Origin of the sequence: Nocardiopsis dassonvillei, assembly GCF_964273065.1 — a bacterium.
Classification (GTDB): domain Bacteria; phylum Actinomycetota; class Actinomycetes; order Streptosporangiales; family Streptosporangiaceae; genus Nocardiopsis; species Nocardiopsis dassonvillei_B.
This window is the reverse complement of the sequence record NZ_OZ186815.1, coordinates 3722827-3737206: the sequence shown is the minus strand read 5'-3', so window position 1 is coordinate 3737206 and position 14380 is coordinate 3722827. Positions and strand designations below refer to the sequence as shown.

The window sequence follows — 14380 nt, the reverse complement described above, 5'->3', positions numbered from 1 at the left end:
TCCGAGCGGTTGCCGGGAAAGGGTAGGCTCCGGCTGACGAGTGGAACGGACGAAGGCCCGCCCCGCTGTGCAGAAAGTTACGGACTCCGGGGCCGTCGCGACAGAACCCACTCGACCCACTTTCCATCTCACCGAATATGGTCCGCTCGGGCCATTGCGCGGCTGGCGCGAACCCTCCCGCCGTGATGGCCCGGCTCCCCTGCGCAACCGAACCGAAGGCCGCAGGGGCTGCGATAACACGTGAAAAGATGGTCTGGTGGCAGGGCCCGCGCGGTGCCGCGGGCGTTTCGGTACGTCCGAGCACCATCCGATCCACAGCGCACCTCTCCGCGCTCATGTGGTCACTTAGTCTGATGGGGTGGGTCAGGGGACATTGCTTCAGAGAATCAGCCAATTGGTCGTCGTCAGTGCGATTGCGGGCCTTCTGGTCGCCGCGCTGGCGCTGCCCGCGGTCGGCGGTGTGGGCATCACCGCGCGCAACGTCGCCGCCGGGTTCCTCGACATGCCCAGCAACCTGGAGACGCCGCCTCCCCCGCAGCGCTCCACGATCTATGACGCCGAGGGCGGCGTCATCGCCGAGATCTTCGACCAGAACCGGGAGCTCGTCGCCCTCGAGGACGTCTCCCCGGTCATGGTCGACGCCATCCTCGCCATCGAGGACGCTCGCTTCTACGAGCACGGCGGGCTGGACGTCGCCGGCACCCTGCGCGCCGCCCTGCGCACCCTGGGGGGCAACACCCAGGGCGCCTCGTCCATCACCCAGCAGTACGTCAAGAACGTCCAGATCGAGGCCGCCACCTCCCAGGAGGAGCTGGACAGCGCCCGTGAGGAGACGATCGCCCGCAAGATCCGGGAGCTGCGGTACGCCGTGGCCCTGGAGAAGCGGATGACCAAGGACGAGATCCTCGAGGGCTACCTCAACATCGCCTACTTCAGCGACGGCGCCTACGGTGTCGAGTCGGCGGCCCAGCACTACTTCAACGTGCCCGCCAGCGAGCTGGAGCTGCACCAGGCGGCGACCATCGCGGGCCTGGTCCGCTACCCCTACCTGTACAACCCCCGCTTCTTCCCCGAGCAGACCGTCGAGCGCCGCAACGTCGTCCTCGACCGCATGGTCGCCTCGGGCTCCATCACGGAGGCGGAGGCCGAGGAGGCCAAGGCGGAGCCGCTGGAGGTCGACCTGGACACCCCGCCCAACGGGTGCGTCCCCAGCGACGAGCCGTTCTTCTGCGACTACGTGGTCCAGGAGATCGAGAAGGACGAGCGGTTCGGCCCCAACGAGACCGAGCGGGCGCGCTGGCTGCGCACGGCGGGCCTGGAGATCCACACCACCCTGCGGCCCCAGGTCCAGCAGGCCTCCCAGGAGGCCGTCGACAAGTGGGTGCCGCGCGAGAACGAGTCCCGCAAGGTGTCCGCCCAGGTGATCATCGAGCCCGGCACCGGACAGATCCTCGGCATGGCGCAGGGCCGCAACTACGGTCCGGACGAGAGCAAGCTCGGCGAGACCTCCATCAACTTCGCCACCGACGCCGACCGGGGCGGCAGCACCGGCTTCCAGGCAGGGTCGACGTTCAAGGCGATCACCCTGGCGGCGGCGCTGGAAGAGGGGCTGCCGTTCAGCACGGCGTTCAACTCGCCGACCAGCGTGTCGGTGTCCGGGCAGCGCAGCTGCAACGGCGGGTACCTCGCGACGTGGACGCCGAGCAACGCCGGCGACACGGCGTCGGGGACCACGCACAACATGGTGTCGGGCACCAAGGCCTCGTCCAACACCTACTTCGCTCAGCTGCAGGCCAAGGTCGGCATCTGCGACGTGATGGAGATGGCCGAGAAGCTGGGCCTCAAGCGCGCCGACGGCACCCTGTTCACCGAGAACGAGAACTCGCTGGCCAACAGCAGCTTCACGCTCGGCAGCGAGGAGGTGTCCCCGCTGCGGGTCGCCAACGCCTACGCGACCTTCGCCTCGGGCGGCATGTACTGCGAGCCGCAGGCCATCACCAGCATCGACGACAAGCAGGCCGGCACCACGATCGAGATCGAGCCGGAGTGCGAGCGGGTCCTGGAGGAGGACGTCGCCGACGGCGTCAGCTACCTGCTGTCGCAGACGTTCAACGGCGGCACCGCCAGCGCCCTGGGGATCGGCCGACCGGCGGCCGGCAAGACCGGCACCACCGACGGCTCCGCGGCGGCCTGGTTCGCCGGGTTCACCCCGCAGATGGCGTCCGCGGTGTTCGTCGCCGACCCGCGCGGCCCGCAGCAGTACCCGCTGCGCAACGTCACCATCGGCGACCGGTACTACTCGGTGGTGTACGGGGCGACGATCTCGGGCCAGATCTGGAAGGAGAGCTTCCAGAAGGCCCACGAGGGCCTGGAGGTCGAGCAGCTGGCGTCCGCGCCGGGCAGGTTCGGGTCCACGTCGGTGCCCAGGCCGCCCTCGGCCGAACCGGACGACGACCCCAGCCCTGCGTCCGACGACGGCGGTGTGCCCAACGTGATCGGGCAGACCGAGGCCGACGCGGTGGCGACCCTGGAGGAGGCCGGGTACACGGTGAACGTGTCCGGCACCCGCCTGAACTCGCGGGAGCCGGAGGGCAGGGTGGCCGCGGTCAACCCCGACCCCGGGACACGGCTGCCGCGCGGGGCCACGGTCAACGTCTTCCTGAGCCGGGGCGGCGGGACCGCCGACGCGCCGGAGGACGACGACGGCTGGTTCCGGGGCCGGCCGGCGCACGTGCCGACGACCGGTCCGCGGGACTAGCGGAACACAAGAGGAGGGGGCCGCGGAGGCCCCGAGAGACACCGAGGGGGCCGCGGCGCACGCCGCGGCCCCCTCGGGCGTTCACAGGCCCCGCCCCGCGGCCCGGGGGAGGTCAGCCCGCCAGCCGCCGCTTGACCTCGGCGGCCACCCGCGAGCCCTCGGCCCTCCCGGCGATCCGGGGGTTGACGACCTTCATGACCTTGCCCATGTCCCGGGGCCCCTGCGCGCCGGCCTCCTCGACGGCGGCGGCGACCAGGGCGGACAGCTCGTCGTCGGTGAGCTGCTTGGGAAGGTAGTCCGAGATGACCTCGCTCTCCGCGCGCTCGGCCTCGGCCTGCTCGGGGCGACCGCCCTTGTCGAACGCCTCGGCGGCCTCGCGGCGCTTCTTGGCCTCACGGGTCAGCAGCTTGACGACCTCGTCGTCGCCGAGGGCGCGCTGGGCGGAGCCGGCGGCCTCCTCGGTGGAGATGGCGGCCAGGACCATGCGCAGGGTGCCGGTGCGCACCTTGTCACGCGCCTTGATGGCGGTGGTCAGGTCGTTCTTGAGGCGGTCTTTGAGTTCGGACATGGGCCGATCCTACGGTGGTCCCCCTGGGGGCCACCAACGTTTTGTGCGCGGACGGCGCTGATCTGAGACCATCGGAGGGGGTGCCGGAACGGCGTCTCGCGACCTCTCCGGTCCGTGCGGAGCGCGTGTCCGCACCCCGATCCGAGCCCGACGAGGAAGAAGGCCGCATGGGCATCGACAAGGGACGACTCCTGCGCAACACGGGCCGGGCGGTCGCGGTCACGGGGGCCGTCGGAGTCGCGGGGCTGGCGTACGCCTCGGTGATCGAACGCAACTGGTTCCGGCTGCGCCGGTACGAGCTGCCCCTGCTGCCCCCGGGCAGCCCGCGCCTGCGGATCCTGCACCTGTCGGACGCACACCTGACGCCGGGCCGCCGGATGCTCATCGACTGGATCCGCGGCCTGGAGCGGTACGAGCCCGACCTGGTGGTCAACACCGGGGACTCGCTGGCGCACCCGGAGGCGGTGGAGCCTTTCATCGGCGCCCTGGGGCCGCTGCTGGACCGGCCGGGCGCGTTCGTGTACGGGTCCAACGACCTGTTCTCGCCCCAGCTGAAGAACCCGGCCCGCTACCTGTGGCGGACCAGCAAGACCGACTACAACAAGCGCCGGGTGCCGGACCTGCCCTGGCGCGAGCTGGGCGCGGCGATGTCCGCGTCGGGCTGGCTGGACCTCAACAACCGCAGGGGGGCCCTCAAGGCGGGCGGACTGGATGTGGCGCTGGGGGGCGTGCACGACTCGCACATCAAGCTGGACCGCTACGACGAGATCGCGGGCCCGGCCGACCCGTCGGCGGACCTGCGGCTGGGCGTGCTGCACTCGCCCGAGCCGGCCAACCTGGACCGGTTCGCGGCCGACGGCTACCAGCTGATGCTGGCCGGGCACACCCACGGCGGCCAGCTGTGCCTGCCGTTCTACGGGACGCTGGTCACCAACTGCGGCATCGACCGGCGGCGGGCGTGGGGGCTGAACGAGTACGCCGGGGCGTGGCTGCACGTCTCGGGCGGACTGGGCACCTCGCCGTACGCACCGGTGCGGTTCTGCTGCCGCCCGGAGGCCTCGCTTCTGGACCTCGTGGGAGGTCCGGGAGAGGACTGAGGAGGCCTGGGCCACAGTCCCGTAATCGATTACCCGAGCACTCCCGACGTCCGCTAGACTTGGGCTCGTTGCTTCGGGGTGTAGCGCAGCTTGGCAGCGCGCTTCGTTCGGGACGAAGAGGTCGTGGGTTCAAATCCCGCCACCCCGACAGAGCGAGAGGCCGGTCCTTCGGGACCGGCCTCTCGGCGTTCTCGGTCCCCTGAGCCGTTCCCATCGCGCGGAGAACCCGGGGGAGAGTGGCTCCCCTTCTGCAAGGCGCCGCCCCATGGCGGAGCCCGCCTCTTTTCCGAAACCCCCCGTACCCGCCGCCACCAACGGCTACGATCGCCGCATTCCCGCGGCCGCCCGCTCCCGTCGCACCCCTCCCAGGAAACCGGAGCATCGCCATGTCCTACCCCGGCGGCCCCCAGATGCCCTACCCCCCGCCCTCCGGCGGGCCGCCCCCGAAGCAGGGCATGTCGACCGGTGCCAAGATCGGCATCGGCTGCGGCGGCTGCCTCGGCATCTTCTTCTTCCTCGCGCTCCTGGGCGGATGTATGTCGCTTCTCTCCGGAGACACCACTCCTGAGGCCCGCCCGTCCGCATCCGCCTCTCCCGAGCCCGTGGAAGAGCCCTCTGAAGAGACGGAGGCCGCACAGGAGGCCGAGGAAGAACCCGCCGCGGTGGAGACCCCCGAGGAAGAGGAAACCTCGGCCTCCGTGGGAGACGGTGTGCACCGGGTCGGCGACGACATCGAGCCCGGTATCTACACCACCGACGGCCCTGACCCCGACGGCTTCCTCCCGATGTGTTACTACGCGCGCCTGTCCGGCCTGTCCGGCGAGTTGGACGACATCATCGCCAACAACAACATCGAGGGCCCCGGCACCGTCGAGGTATCCGAGTCCGATGCGGCGCTGGAACTGTCCGGCGGCTGCGAGTGGACGCTCCAGGACTGACTCCGACCGGCGAAGGGACCGCAGCTCTGCATCCCCCGCGGTGACGTGAACCCGCCCTCCCCCTGTCGAGACCCCTTCGAGGTGGGGCGGGGATCACGCCCCTGCGGCCCCGGCCACGACGCCGTAGGCCAGCAGGAACACGAAGCCGATCCCGGCCAGCGCGACCAGGCACCCGCAGCCGATCCCGATCTTCGCAGCGGTGGGGATGCGGGTCGGCGGGCGCCCGTTGGGCGGGGGAGGTGTGTACATGATGGCCCCAGAATAGGTGCCGTCCCGCTACCGGCCACGTCAGACCCCTCCGGCTGTGTCCGGGGCGGGGACGACGGACCTTCGGGGGCGGACCGGCCGGGGCCCTTCGGGGCGCAGCCTGGTACCCCGGACCGAGGGTGTGTGGGAAAGGGTCACGGTTCCGGTGCGCGAGGCCAGCACGTGCTGGCCCAGGATGACCCCGGCACGCGGGGCGCGATCCCACGATCCGCCGTCCACCATGGCCCGGCCACCCGGCCGGAGCCGCACCCCTTTTTGTAGAACAGGCACGAGAACGGCCGAACCGGCACCGGGAAGGGGGCTCACGTCCGAGGTGATCAGCCGACTGCCCCGGTCGGGGCTCCGGGCCTCAGGCGGTCTCGGGGGTGTCCCCCATCGCCTCGAACAGCTGGTTGCGCTGGAAGGTGCCGAGCCGTTCGTCGTCGCTGACGGCCGACGCCTCCAGGTCTCGGCCGGCCCACGTCGGTGCCAGACCCTCTACGAGCACCTCGACGCCCTCGTGGTCCTGCTCTCCGGGAGTGGATCGATCACCGGTGGTGCTGGTCGGGTCTGCCATGACGGTTCCCTTCCGTGCTCCGGGCGGAGGGAGTGGAGCACGTTCGATTCACGGTAGCACCGGCGTACAGGGGCGGGCCGACCCGTTACTTCCGCCCGCAGCCAATCCCCGCGTGGGAGGGGTGGCGTGACGACCGTGGTGCGATGACGAAGGGCTCCGGTTCGTGGAGGGCCGGACATTGGGAGGGTTCGCACCGGCTTCGGGCATCGTGCAGTGGGACCGGTCCGGAGGCGGTGAACCAACCGTGCACCGCCACAGCACGCTGTTCTTCTCCCGCCTCCCGAGGAGTGGGGGGCTGGTGTGCACTGCACCCCGGGCCGGGGTGCGGGCCCCCGGGTGCGGGGGTGTGCACCACTGCGGAACCGGCATCCGGGCACCCCTGATCCGGGCGGCCCGGCGGACCAGACTCGTTCCATCGACGACGGGACGGACCGGGAGCCACGATGGAGACGACGACACGGACCGACGCCCGCCCCCCAGGCCGGGGGAGGCCTCCGGCGGCGCTACGGGCGGCCTGTCTCCTGTGGCTGGCGGCGATCGGCGCGGGGGTGGTCGAGTCGGTCATCGGGGCCACCGGCGAGATCGCCGCGGACGGGTTCGGGGCCGGGGTGGCCGCGCACATCGCGCTGCGCGCGGCGGTCTACGGCGGTGCGACGCTGCTGGTGCTCCAGCTGTACCGGGGCCGCCCCTGGGCCCGGGGCGTGCTCGCCGTCCTGCTCGGCTGCATCGGGCTGGCGTCCCTGGTGGTGCCGCTGGCCGACTGGTTCGCCGCCGACGGGAACGTCGGGGCGGCGCTGGCCGCGGCCGGCGGGGCCGACCTGCTCCACTACGCGGTGCGGGGGCTGCACATCGCCGCGGTGCTCGGGGCGATGGCCGCGATGTTCCTGCCGTCGAGCAGCGCCCACCTGCGCCGCCGGTGACCGCCGACCGGGGTCAGCGGTCGAGGCTGTCGATGAAGCGCGCGGCCTCGGTCTCGGTCATGCCGGTCTCGCGGGAGACCAGGACGACGGCGTCGGCGACGCGGTCCCGCGCGAGGAGTTCGCGGACCCGGTCGGCGAGACTGTGGCCCGGGGCCGGTTCGACGGGGACGGACCGGCCCTGCTCCAGCGCGTCGACCGTGTCCTTGGCCTCGGCCAGGCCCATGCCGGTGCGCTCGCGCACGACCTTGATGGCCTCGATCTTGCGACGGGCCCGGACGAGGGCGAGGGCCTCGTCCACGGTGGCCTGGTCCAGGGGCCGGACCGGCGCCGGGGGCTTGCGGAATCCGTCGAGGAAACCCATGGCCGTGCGGCCCTTTCCGGGAGCGTTCCGTTCCGCCCGCAGTGTAGCCCCAGCGGGTCCTAGGGCGTCCGGCGGCGCAGGGTGGCGGCCCCCAGGAGCAGTGCCGGCACGGCGCAGCCCAGCACGATCCCGGTGTCCGCGAGCAGGGCGCCGGTGACGTCGGGCTGCTCCACGGCCTCGGTGATGGCGTCCACCGCGTAGGACAGGGGCATCACCGCGGAGACCCGGTACAGGAGGTCGACCATGTCCTCGCGGGGCGAACAGCCCGCACAGCAGGATCTGCGGCATGACGAACGCCGGCATGAACTGGACCACCTGGAACTCGGTGCGGGCGAACGCGCTGGCGAACAGCCCCAGGGCGATCCCCAGCAGCGCGTCGGCCAGGGCGATCGCGCCGGATGTCCCCCGGGCCCCCTCGGTCTCCATGCCCGGCCCCAACGCCACCGCGATGACCGGACGGTGGGGTCGGCGTAGACGGAGGGGGTCTGCGCCGCGTACCCGATCAGGGTGCGCAGCGGGGCCGCTCCGGCCGGGTGGCCGGGCACCGTCACGGTGCCCGCGGTGATCCGCTGCACGCCGGTGACGGCGCGCATGGGCGTGGTCTTGCCGCTGCCGCTGGGCCCGAGCAGGCCGACGACCTCGCCCGCCGGAACGCTCAGGTCGGGTGCGGTGAGGACGTCCTGACCGCCGCGCCGGACGGTCGGCCCGGTCGCCGTGACCGCTCGGTGACCGCTCGGGTGTCCATGCTCGAACGGTAGGCCGCTTCCGGTGCCGGACCAACGGGCCGCGGCCCCCGGCCCGGGCGCGGGGCCGGGCCGGGGGCCGCACGGGGGGTGTGGTGGAGGTCAGCTGCGGACGTTGACGTCGATGCAGGCGTAGAAGGCGTTGGCGGTGTCGTAGACGTTCCACACCGCGAGGATCTTCTGCGGTCCGTTGTAGCCGGACAGGTCGAGGGTGTGGGAGAAGGTCGAGGGCGGCTGCGCGCCGCCGTCGTCGAAGACCGCGATCCGCTGGCCGCCGATGTAGTACTCCCAGGTGGAGGTGCGGTGGTTGGCGGTGATGGTCCAGGTGAAGGCCTGGGTGCGGCCGACGTCGGTCCGCTGCCAGCCGCGGCTGTCGTCGTCGAGCTCGGCGAACCGCTCGTTGCCGCCGGAGCAGCTGGTCAGCCCCTTGGGGCCCTCGACGCTCTGCGGCTCCCACTGGATGGGGCCGCACTGGACGGTGCCGGCGGCGCACTGGGCCTGGCGGCTCGGCGGGTTGGAGATGTAGCCGTGCGCGTTGGCCGTTCCCACGGGCATGAGGCCGAAGAAGAGGGTGGTGGCGGCGGCGAGCGCGGTCGCGGCGCGGAGCCTGCGGTGCTTGCGGGGGGTGTCGGACGTGCGGATCTGCATGCGGGGCCCTTCCGTGCGGGTCATGGTCCCCGTGCGTGCCGGAGCAGGCGGGGGACGCGTAGCGGGATGACCCGGACCGTGTCCGGTCCAGGGCGGGGCTGGGCGCTCGGGGTTCGGATGGGCCCCGGGCACCGGACATCGTCGTCCCGGAACCCCTGTGCACCGGGGGTTCCCGCCCGTCGCGCAAGACCGTAGGCAGGCTGTGACGAAGAGTGCAAGGGGCCTGGTGACACGGAAGGGGAGGGTGGGACCGGACCGCGTTCCGGACCACTGCGCACCCCGCGCCCACTGGTACGGGTGGCGACCGTTCGGGCACATGGAGTGAGAGCAGGAGAGACGGGCGCCGAGCGCGAGTGCGGTCCGGGCGGAGAGAGGTGTAGACCAATCCGGGTCGGCGGGGCCCGGGCACTGGACCTCACCAAAGGGATAGTTTTCCCTTACCCGACTCCGGCGGCCCCTCTCACGGGAGCCCGGTCGGGCCCGACCGGACCGGATCCGGCGTCAGTCCGAGAAGTCCGGGGTGTCCGGGTGGTCGAACCGGAACGGAACCCCGAGCCGGGCGGCGAGGGCCGTACCGACCTCCCGCCCCTCCACGGCCTCGGGCCGGGACGGCACCTCCCCGGTGGAGGTACGGAGGCCGTCGCGGCGGCGGAGCCGCCCCAGGTGCAGGATCGACCCGTCCTCGCAGGGAGCCTCCAGGACCAGGTACCACCCGAAGTCGTCGCCGTCCCAGACCGCCGCGATCTCCCGGGGCCGGGAGGAGTACGCCCGGGCCCGGGCGACCAGTCCATCGACGTCCAGCGGGGGCGTGGGCGGGCAGGGGTCGATCCCGAGTTCGGCGAACCGCGCGAGGACCATGTCCCGGGCGTCGTACAGGTGCAGGCCGCCCCAGGGGAGGAAGGCCTCCCGCACCGCCACGACCCCCGCGAGGTATCCCCGTTCCCGGATGGCGGCGTCGATCCGGTTCCGCCCGCCCTCGTCCAGCAGGCGCAGGAGGGCGGTGTCGTCGTCGCGGATGGCTCCCATGAGGGGACGGTACGGCGCGTGCCACCACCGGGGGAAGCGGTTTTCTCCTACCATCCTGGGCATGGGCCGACCGTCCGATGGATCGCCGCTCCGGCGGATCACCGCCGAGGCCTGCCTGCTGGGTGGGGCCGGGTACGCCGTACTGCTCCAGATCGCCCACCCCAGCGTCGCGCACGGCGTGTACCACCACAGCGACTTCGACGACCGCCCCTTCAAGCGACTCTTCGGCACCCTCGCCTACGTCTACGGGACGGTCTACGGCACCGACGAGGAGCGCGAACGCCTGCACGCCGTCGTGAAGGCGATGCACAGGAAGGTCAACGGCCCCGGCTACCGGGCCCTGGACGACGAGCTCCTGCTGTGGGTCGCCGCCACGCTCTGCCACAACGCCGCCCGCCTGCACACCCTGGTGTTCGGCGGGTTCCGCGACGAGGACGAGTACGCGCTCTTCCTACGGGAGGCCTCGGTGTTCGGCACCGCGCTGGGCCTGCCCCCGATGCCTGGCCGGACACCCCCGAGGCGTTCGACGCCTACTGGGAGAGTGCGCTGGCCCGGTTGGAGGTGGGCGAGGAGGCCCGCGACATCACCCGCCGCCTGTTCCGTCCCCGACAGCCGGTGCTGCGGGTGCTGATGCCCCTCCAGCGGCTGCTCACCGCGGGGCTGCTCCCGGAGCGGCTGCGCGAGGGGTTCGGCCTGCCCTGGTCGCCGGGCAGGCAGCGGGTGTTCGACGGGATCCTGGCCGTCACCCGGGCCGTCTACCCCCGTGTGCCCCGGCCGGTGCGGGTGCTGCCGGCCACCGTGTGCCTGTGGTCGATGCGCCGGGCGGGGGACCCGGTCCGCTTCAGCCGCCGAGGCGGTCGGCCAGGGCCGCGCGGGCGCGTTCGGCGTCGGGCGACCCCACCTCGGTGAGGATCTCCGCCGCCGTGCGCAGGAGTTCCTCGGCCCGGTCCGCGGTCACCGTGGGCGCGGGGAGGGTGCCCAGGGCCAGGCAGGCACGGGCGACCATGTAGCGCTCGTCGCGCTCCAGGGCGATGGCGTGCGCCTTCTCCAGGGCGGCCGCGGCCTCCTCGTGGCTCCCGGCGTCGGCGTGGGTGATGCCCAGGTCGGTGAGGATCTCGGCGTCGCCGCTCCGGTCCCCGGACTCCTCTGCCAGGGCCAGGGCGGCCCGGTGCGCCTCGACGGCCTCCTCCGGGCACCCCGCGGCGCGGTAGGCGATGCCGAGGGAGTTGTGGATGTAGATCTGGTCGCCGACCAGGCCCAGCCGGTGCGAGAGCTCCAGGGCCTCGTCGAGGTCGAGCAGGGCCGCGTCGACGTCGCCCAGGCCGACCTTGGCCTCCCCCATGACCCGCTTGACCAGGGTGATCGTTTCCTGGTGGTCCTCCTCCGACGCCTTGGCCAGCGCCTGCTCCGCGCAGTGCAGGGCCTCGCGGTACTGGCCCAGGCTCTGGCGCACCACCGCCAGGTTCCCCCACTGGAGCGCCTCGAGCCTCTGGTCGCCCAGGGACACCGCGTGGTCGAGCACTCCCTGGATGGCCTCGGCCGACTCCCGCAGGCGGCCGACCCGCTCGTAGACCATGCCGAGGTTGGCCAGGGCCCGGATGATGCCCCGGCTGTCGCCCACCCGGGTGAGCAGGTCCCTGGCCTCGAGGAGCATCCGCAGGGCGTCGTCGAAGCGGCCGGAGAAATAGTGCGCGATGCCCAGGCCGATGAGGGTGACGGCGCGCCCCCGGAGGTTCCCCTGCCGGTCGCTGATCTTCAGGGCGCGCTCCTGGGAGCTGATGAGCAGGCCCATCTGCCGGTGCAGGGCGTAGAAGCGCCACACCGACTCGGCCATGCGCCAGGCGTACTCGCCCCGGTCGTGCGAGGCGAAGTGGTCGATGGTGTCCGCCAGGCTGTCCCGGTGGCGGTCGAACCAGGCCTCGGCGTCCGACCGGCTCAGCAGCTCGGTCCGGTAGCCCTGTTTGAGCGCCTCCTCGTTCTCGAGGGCGCGCGGCCCCAGGAGTTCGGCGGCGTGCTGGGCGGTCGCCAGGTAGTGCTCGGCCAGCCGGGTCCTGAGCCGCTCCACCCGCTCCGCGCCGAACTCGGCGACCGCCCGGTTCAGCGCGAACTCCCTGATGAGGTCGTGCATGCGGTACACGTCCCCCTGGGGCTCGTCGAGCAGGCAGACGCCGACGAGCTCCTGGAGGATGTCGTCGGAGTCCTCCGCCGAACCCTCGAGCAGGGCCGCACCGCCCGCCAGGTCGATGACGTTGCCGATCATCAGCCCCAGGGTCAGGAAGGCACGGCGCTGCTCCTCCGTGAGGCTGAGGTAGGAGAGGTCGATGGCGGTCTCGACGCTCTGCCCGTCGACCTGGAGCTCGCGGAACTTGCGGTTCTGCTCGGTGAGCCGGCGCACCACGTGCTCGAAGGTCCACCGGGGGCGGCTGAGCATGCGGCCGGCGATCACGCGCAGGGCCAGGGGGAGGCCGCCGCAGATCCGAGCGATCTGCCGGGCCAGGTCCTCCTCCCGCCGGACGCGCTCCTCGCCCAGGACCCGGGAGAAGAGTTCCAGGGAGGACTCCTCGTCGAACATCCCGAGGGAGACGAAGCGCGCCCCGCTCAGCCCGGAGAGCTCGTTGCGGGTGGTGATGAGTGTGAGGGAGCCCGGCGAGGACAGCAGCATCGGGCTGACCTGCGCGTAGCTGGCGGCGTTGTCCAGTATGAGCAGGGTCCGGCGGCCCATGAGGGTGGCGCGCCACAGGGCGGCCCGCTCCTCCAGCGTCTCGGGGATGGTCTCGGGGGGCACCCCCACCGCGCGCAGGAGGGAGCCCAGCGCGGAGGACGCGTCCAGGGGCTCCTTGCCCGCGGTGTAGCCGTACAGGTCGATGAAGAGCTGGCCGTCGGGATAACGTTTGGCGGTTTCGTAACCGAAGCGCACCGCCGTGGTGGTCTTGCCCTCTCCCCCGGGGCCGGTGATGACGCAGACCTCCGCCCGCCCCCCGTAGCCCAGGGACACTTCTTCCAGGCGGCGCAGGGCGTCGCGGCGCCCGGTGAAGTCGGGGAGGTCCCTGGGCAGGTCGTTGCGGATCCGGTAGGGCCTCCCGGATTCCGTTCGCCCCGCGGGCGTCTCCCGGACCTGATCGGCGTCCTCCTGGAGGATGCGCGAGTGCAGGGCGGTGAGTTCGGGGCCGGGGTCGACCCCGAGTTCGTCCGCCAGGCGCGCACGGAAGTCCTCGTAGGCGGCCAGCGCCCGGGCCTTCTCGTTGTCCCGCCACAGGGCGGTGATGAGCAGGTGGTGCAGGCGCTCGCGGAACGGCTCCTCCCCGGCGAGCGGGGTCAGGCGGGAGACGACCGCGCCGTACCTGCCCAGTTCCAGGGCACAGGTCGCCCAGGCGATGACGGCGGCCCAGCGCTCCTCGCGCAGGGGCGCGACCACGGTGTGCTCCAGGGCCTCCGACCCGACCCCGGAGAACGGGACTCCGCGCCAGCAGGCCAGCGCGCGCTCGAGGAGCGGCAGCGCGGCCTCGGGCTCGGACCGGGCCGCGTCGTCCCGCAGACGGCGGAACCTGTGCAGGTCGACGCTCTCCGGGTCGACGTCGAGGACATAGCCGCCGGCGGTGGTGGAGATACGGTCGGGGAGAAGTCGGCGCAGGTGGGAGACCTGGACCTGGATGACCGAACGCGCGGTGCGGGGCGGGTCGTCGCTCCACAGATAAGTGATGAGCCGGTCCACGGTGACCTCGCGCCCGAGGTCCACCAGAAGTGCGCCGAGCACACAGCGCTGCCGCGGTCCGCCGATCGAAACCGGACGCCCTTCGGACCAGGCGGCGATGGGGCCGAGCACACCGAATTCCACAAGGAGCAACCCTAGCAAGGTGAATTGCGCAAAACCGGAATCCGGGCGTGCGAAAGACTCCGAGTATCCCCCTCTGCAATAGATACTCGGAGTGACCTTTCGGCTACTTCAGATCGCTACTTCTCTTCTTCCCCCGGTTCCGCTCCGGCCGGAACCTCTCTGTCCGGCTCCCCGGCCGGGGCCGGCACCTGGGGGTCGGGCTCCTGGAAGGGGCGCATCTTGGCCCCGGGAGCGACGTCGGCGACGATCGCCTCGAACCGGTCATCGAGAGTCAGCATCTGGGGGACTCGCAATCCTCGTCTCACCGCACTCGCGTAGAGCCGCAAGGTGGCCCTACGTCTTCTTCTGTGAACCATCACGGACTTCACCGCCCTTCGGGCGGACGGGCCACCCGTGGCGGACTCCGCCTCGGGAACGCCACGGGTGGCATGTGTCCAACGAACGCCGACCCGGCCGAAGGGTTCGCGAGCCGTCCTCTCGCGGCGGCCGGTCGTGCCGAACGTGTTCAACACTGGACCGAGTCTCTTCCACGCCGCTTTCAGTCCACTTACAGCCCCGGGCGGGGGCGGCCCGCAGGCGGGGCGGTGCCCGCGGACGTGGCACGGGAACACCCGCGCGGGGCGGGACGGCGGTTTTCCCGGAAGTCCGTCGGCCACCCGGGGC

At 72.1% G+C, this 14380-nt stretch carries 13 protein-coding genes, 1 tRNA gene and 3 pseudogenes; 6 read left to right on the top strand and 11 right to left on the bottom strand.

The window, feature by feature from the left end; translation table 11 throughout:
- Window positions 1-373: 373 nt before the first annotated feature.
- On the top strand, window positions 374-2758 hold the full coding sequence (locus tag ACSUPR_RS16620) for a penicillin-binding protein (RefSeq protein ID WP_436892037.1): 2385 nt from the start codon (window positions 374-376) through the stop codon (window positions 2756-2758).
- 112 nt (window positions 2759-2870) lie between these two features.
- On the opposite strand, the gene ACSUPR_RS16615 is transcribed toward ACSUPR_RS16620, so the two are convergent.
- Window positions 2871-3326 carry a GatB/YqeY domain-containing protein gene (locus ACSUPR_RS16615; protein ID WP_436885520.1) on the bottom strand — a complete coding sequence of 152 codons (456 nt, stop codon included), beginning with the start codon at window positions 3324-3326 and terminating at the stop codon, window positions 2871-2873.
- Between the two features lie 167 nt (window positions 3327-3493).
- Between ACSUPR_RS16615 and ACSUPR_RS16610 the strand changes: the two genes are divergently transcribed.
- The 3 genes from ACSUPR_RS16610 to ACSUPR_RS16600 all read left to right on the top strand — a co-directional run bounded on the left by ACSUPR_RS16610 (window position 3494) and on the right by ACSUPR_RS16600 (window position 5361).
- Complete coding sequence (locus ACSUPR_RS16610; protein ID WP_436885519.1) at window positions 3494-4423, top strand: metallophosphoesterase; 930 nt, start codon at window positions 3494-3496, stop codon at window positions 4421-4423.
- A 74-nt stretch (window positions 4424-4497) separates the two neighbouring features.
- Window positions 4498-4571: transfer RNA gene (locus tag ACSUPR_RS16605), tRNA-Pro, on the top strand.
- A gap of 238 nt (window positions 4572-4809) precedes the next feature.
- Window positions 4810-5361, top strand: a complete 552-nt coding sequence (locus tag ACSUPR_RS16600; RefSeq protein WP_436885518.1) for a hypothetical protein — start codon at window positions 4810-4812, stop codon at window positions 5359-5361.
- 93 nt (window positions 5362-5454) lie between these two features.
- Here ACSUPR_RS16600 and ACSUPR_RS16595 read toward each other — a convergent pair whose 3' ends face one another.
- Entirely contained in the window at window positions 5455-5610 is a 156-nt protein-coding gene (locus ACSUPR_RS16595) for a hypothetical protein (protein WP_436885517.1), read from the bottom strand.
- Between the two features lie 367 nt (window positions 5611-5977).
- A complete protein-coding gene (locus tag ACSUPR_RS16590) occupies window positions 5978-6184 on the bottom strand; it encodes a hypothetical protein (protein WP_436885516.1) in 207 nt (68 codons plus the stop codon).
- Between the two features lie 443 nt (window positions 6185-6627).
- On the opposite strand from ACSUPR_RS16590, the gene ACSUPR_RS16585 reads away from it, so the two are divergent.
- Window positions 6628-7104 carry a hypothetical protein gene (locus ACSUPR_RS16585; RefSeq protein ID WP_436885515.1) on the top strand — a complete coding sequence of 159 codons (477 nt, stop codon included), beginning with the start codon at window positions 6628-6630 and terminating at the stop codon, window positions 7102-7104.
- A 13-nt stretch (window positions 7105-7117) separates the two neighbouring features.
- Here ACSUPR_RS16585 and ACSUPR_RS16580 read toward each other — a convergent pair whose 3' ends face one another.
- From ACSUPR_RS16580 to ACSUPR_RS16555, 6 genes and pseudogenes are all read right to left on the bottom strand, one after another.
- A complete protein-coding gene (locus tag ACSUPR_RS16580) occupies window positions 7118-7465 on the bottom strand; it encodes a ribosomal protein L7/L12 (RefSeq protein WP_436892036.1) in 348 nt (115 codons plus the stop codon).
- A gap of 59 nt (window positions 7466-7524) precedes the next feature.
- Window positions 7525-7710, bottom strand: a complete 186-nt coding sequence (locus ACSUPR_RS16575) for a hypothetical protein (RefSeq protein ID WP_436892224.1) — start codon at window positions 7708-7710, stop codon at window positions 7525-7527.
- Between the two features lie 61 nt (window positions 7711-7771).
- Window positions 7772-7891 (bottom strand): annotated as a pseudogene (locus ACSUPR_RS16570) (ABC transporter permease); the annotation flags it as partial.
- Between the two features lie 80 nt (window positions 7892-7971).
- Window positions 7972-8094 (bottom strand): annotated as a pseudogene (locus ACSUPR_RS16565) (ATP-binding cassette domain-containing protein); the annotation flags it as partial.
- Window positions 8095-8310: 216 nt separating this feature from the next.
- Window positions 8311-8856: a lytic polysaccharide monooxygenase auxiliary activity family 9 protein gene (locus tag ACSUPR_RS16560; RefSeq protein WP_436885514.1), complete on the bottom strand. Its 546-nt coding sequence runs from the start codon at window positions 8854-8856 to the stop codon at window positions 8311-8313.
- 501 nt (window positions 8857-9357) lie between these two features.
- On the bottom strand, window positions 9358-9882 hold the full coding sequence (locus ACSUPR_RS16555; protein ID WP_436885513.1) for a hypothetical protein: 525 nt from the start codon (window positions 9880-9882) through the stop codon (window positions 9358-9360).
- Here ACSUPR_RS16555 and ACSUPR_RS16550 point away from each other — a divergent pair.
- Window positions 9803-10791, top strand: a pseudogene (locus ACSUPR_RS16550) (oxygenase MpaB family protein). The gene ACSUPR_RS16555 and the pseudogene ACSUPR_RS16550 overlap by 80 nt on opposite strands.
- Here ACSUPR_RS16550 and ACSUPR_RS16545 read toward each other — a convergent pair.
- On the bottom strand, window positions 10724-13636 hold the full coding sequence (locus tag ACSUPR_RS16545; RefSeq protein WP_436885512.1) for a BTAD domain-containing putative transcriptional regulator: 2913 nt from the start codon (window positions 13634-13636) through the stop codon (window positions 10724-10726). The pseudogene ACSUPR_RS16550 and the gene ACSUPR_RS16545 sit on opposite strands and share 68 nt — an antisense overlap.
- Window positions 13637-13833: 197 nt before the next feature.
- On the bottom strand, window positions 13834-13995 hold the full coding sequence (locus ACSUPR_RS16540) for a hypothetical protein (RefSeq protein WP_436885511.1): 162 nt from the start codon (window positions 13993-13995) through the stop codon (window positions 13834-13836).
- Between the last annotated feature and the right edge of the window lie 385 nt (window positions 13996-14380).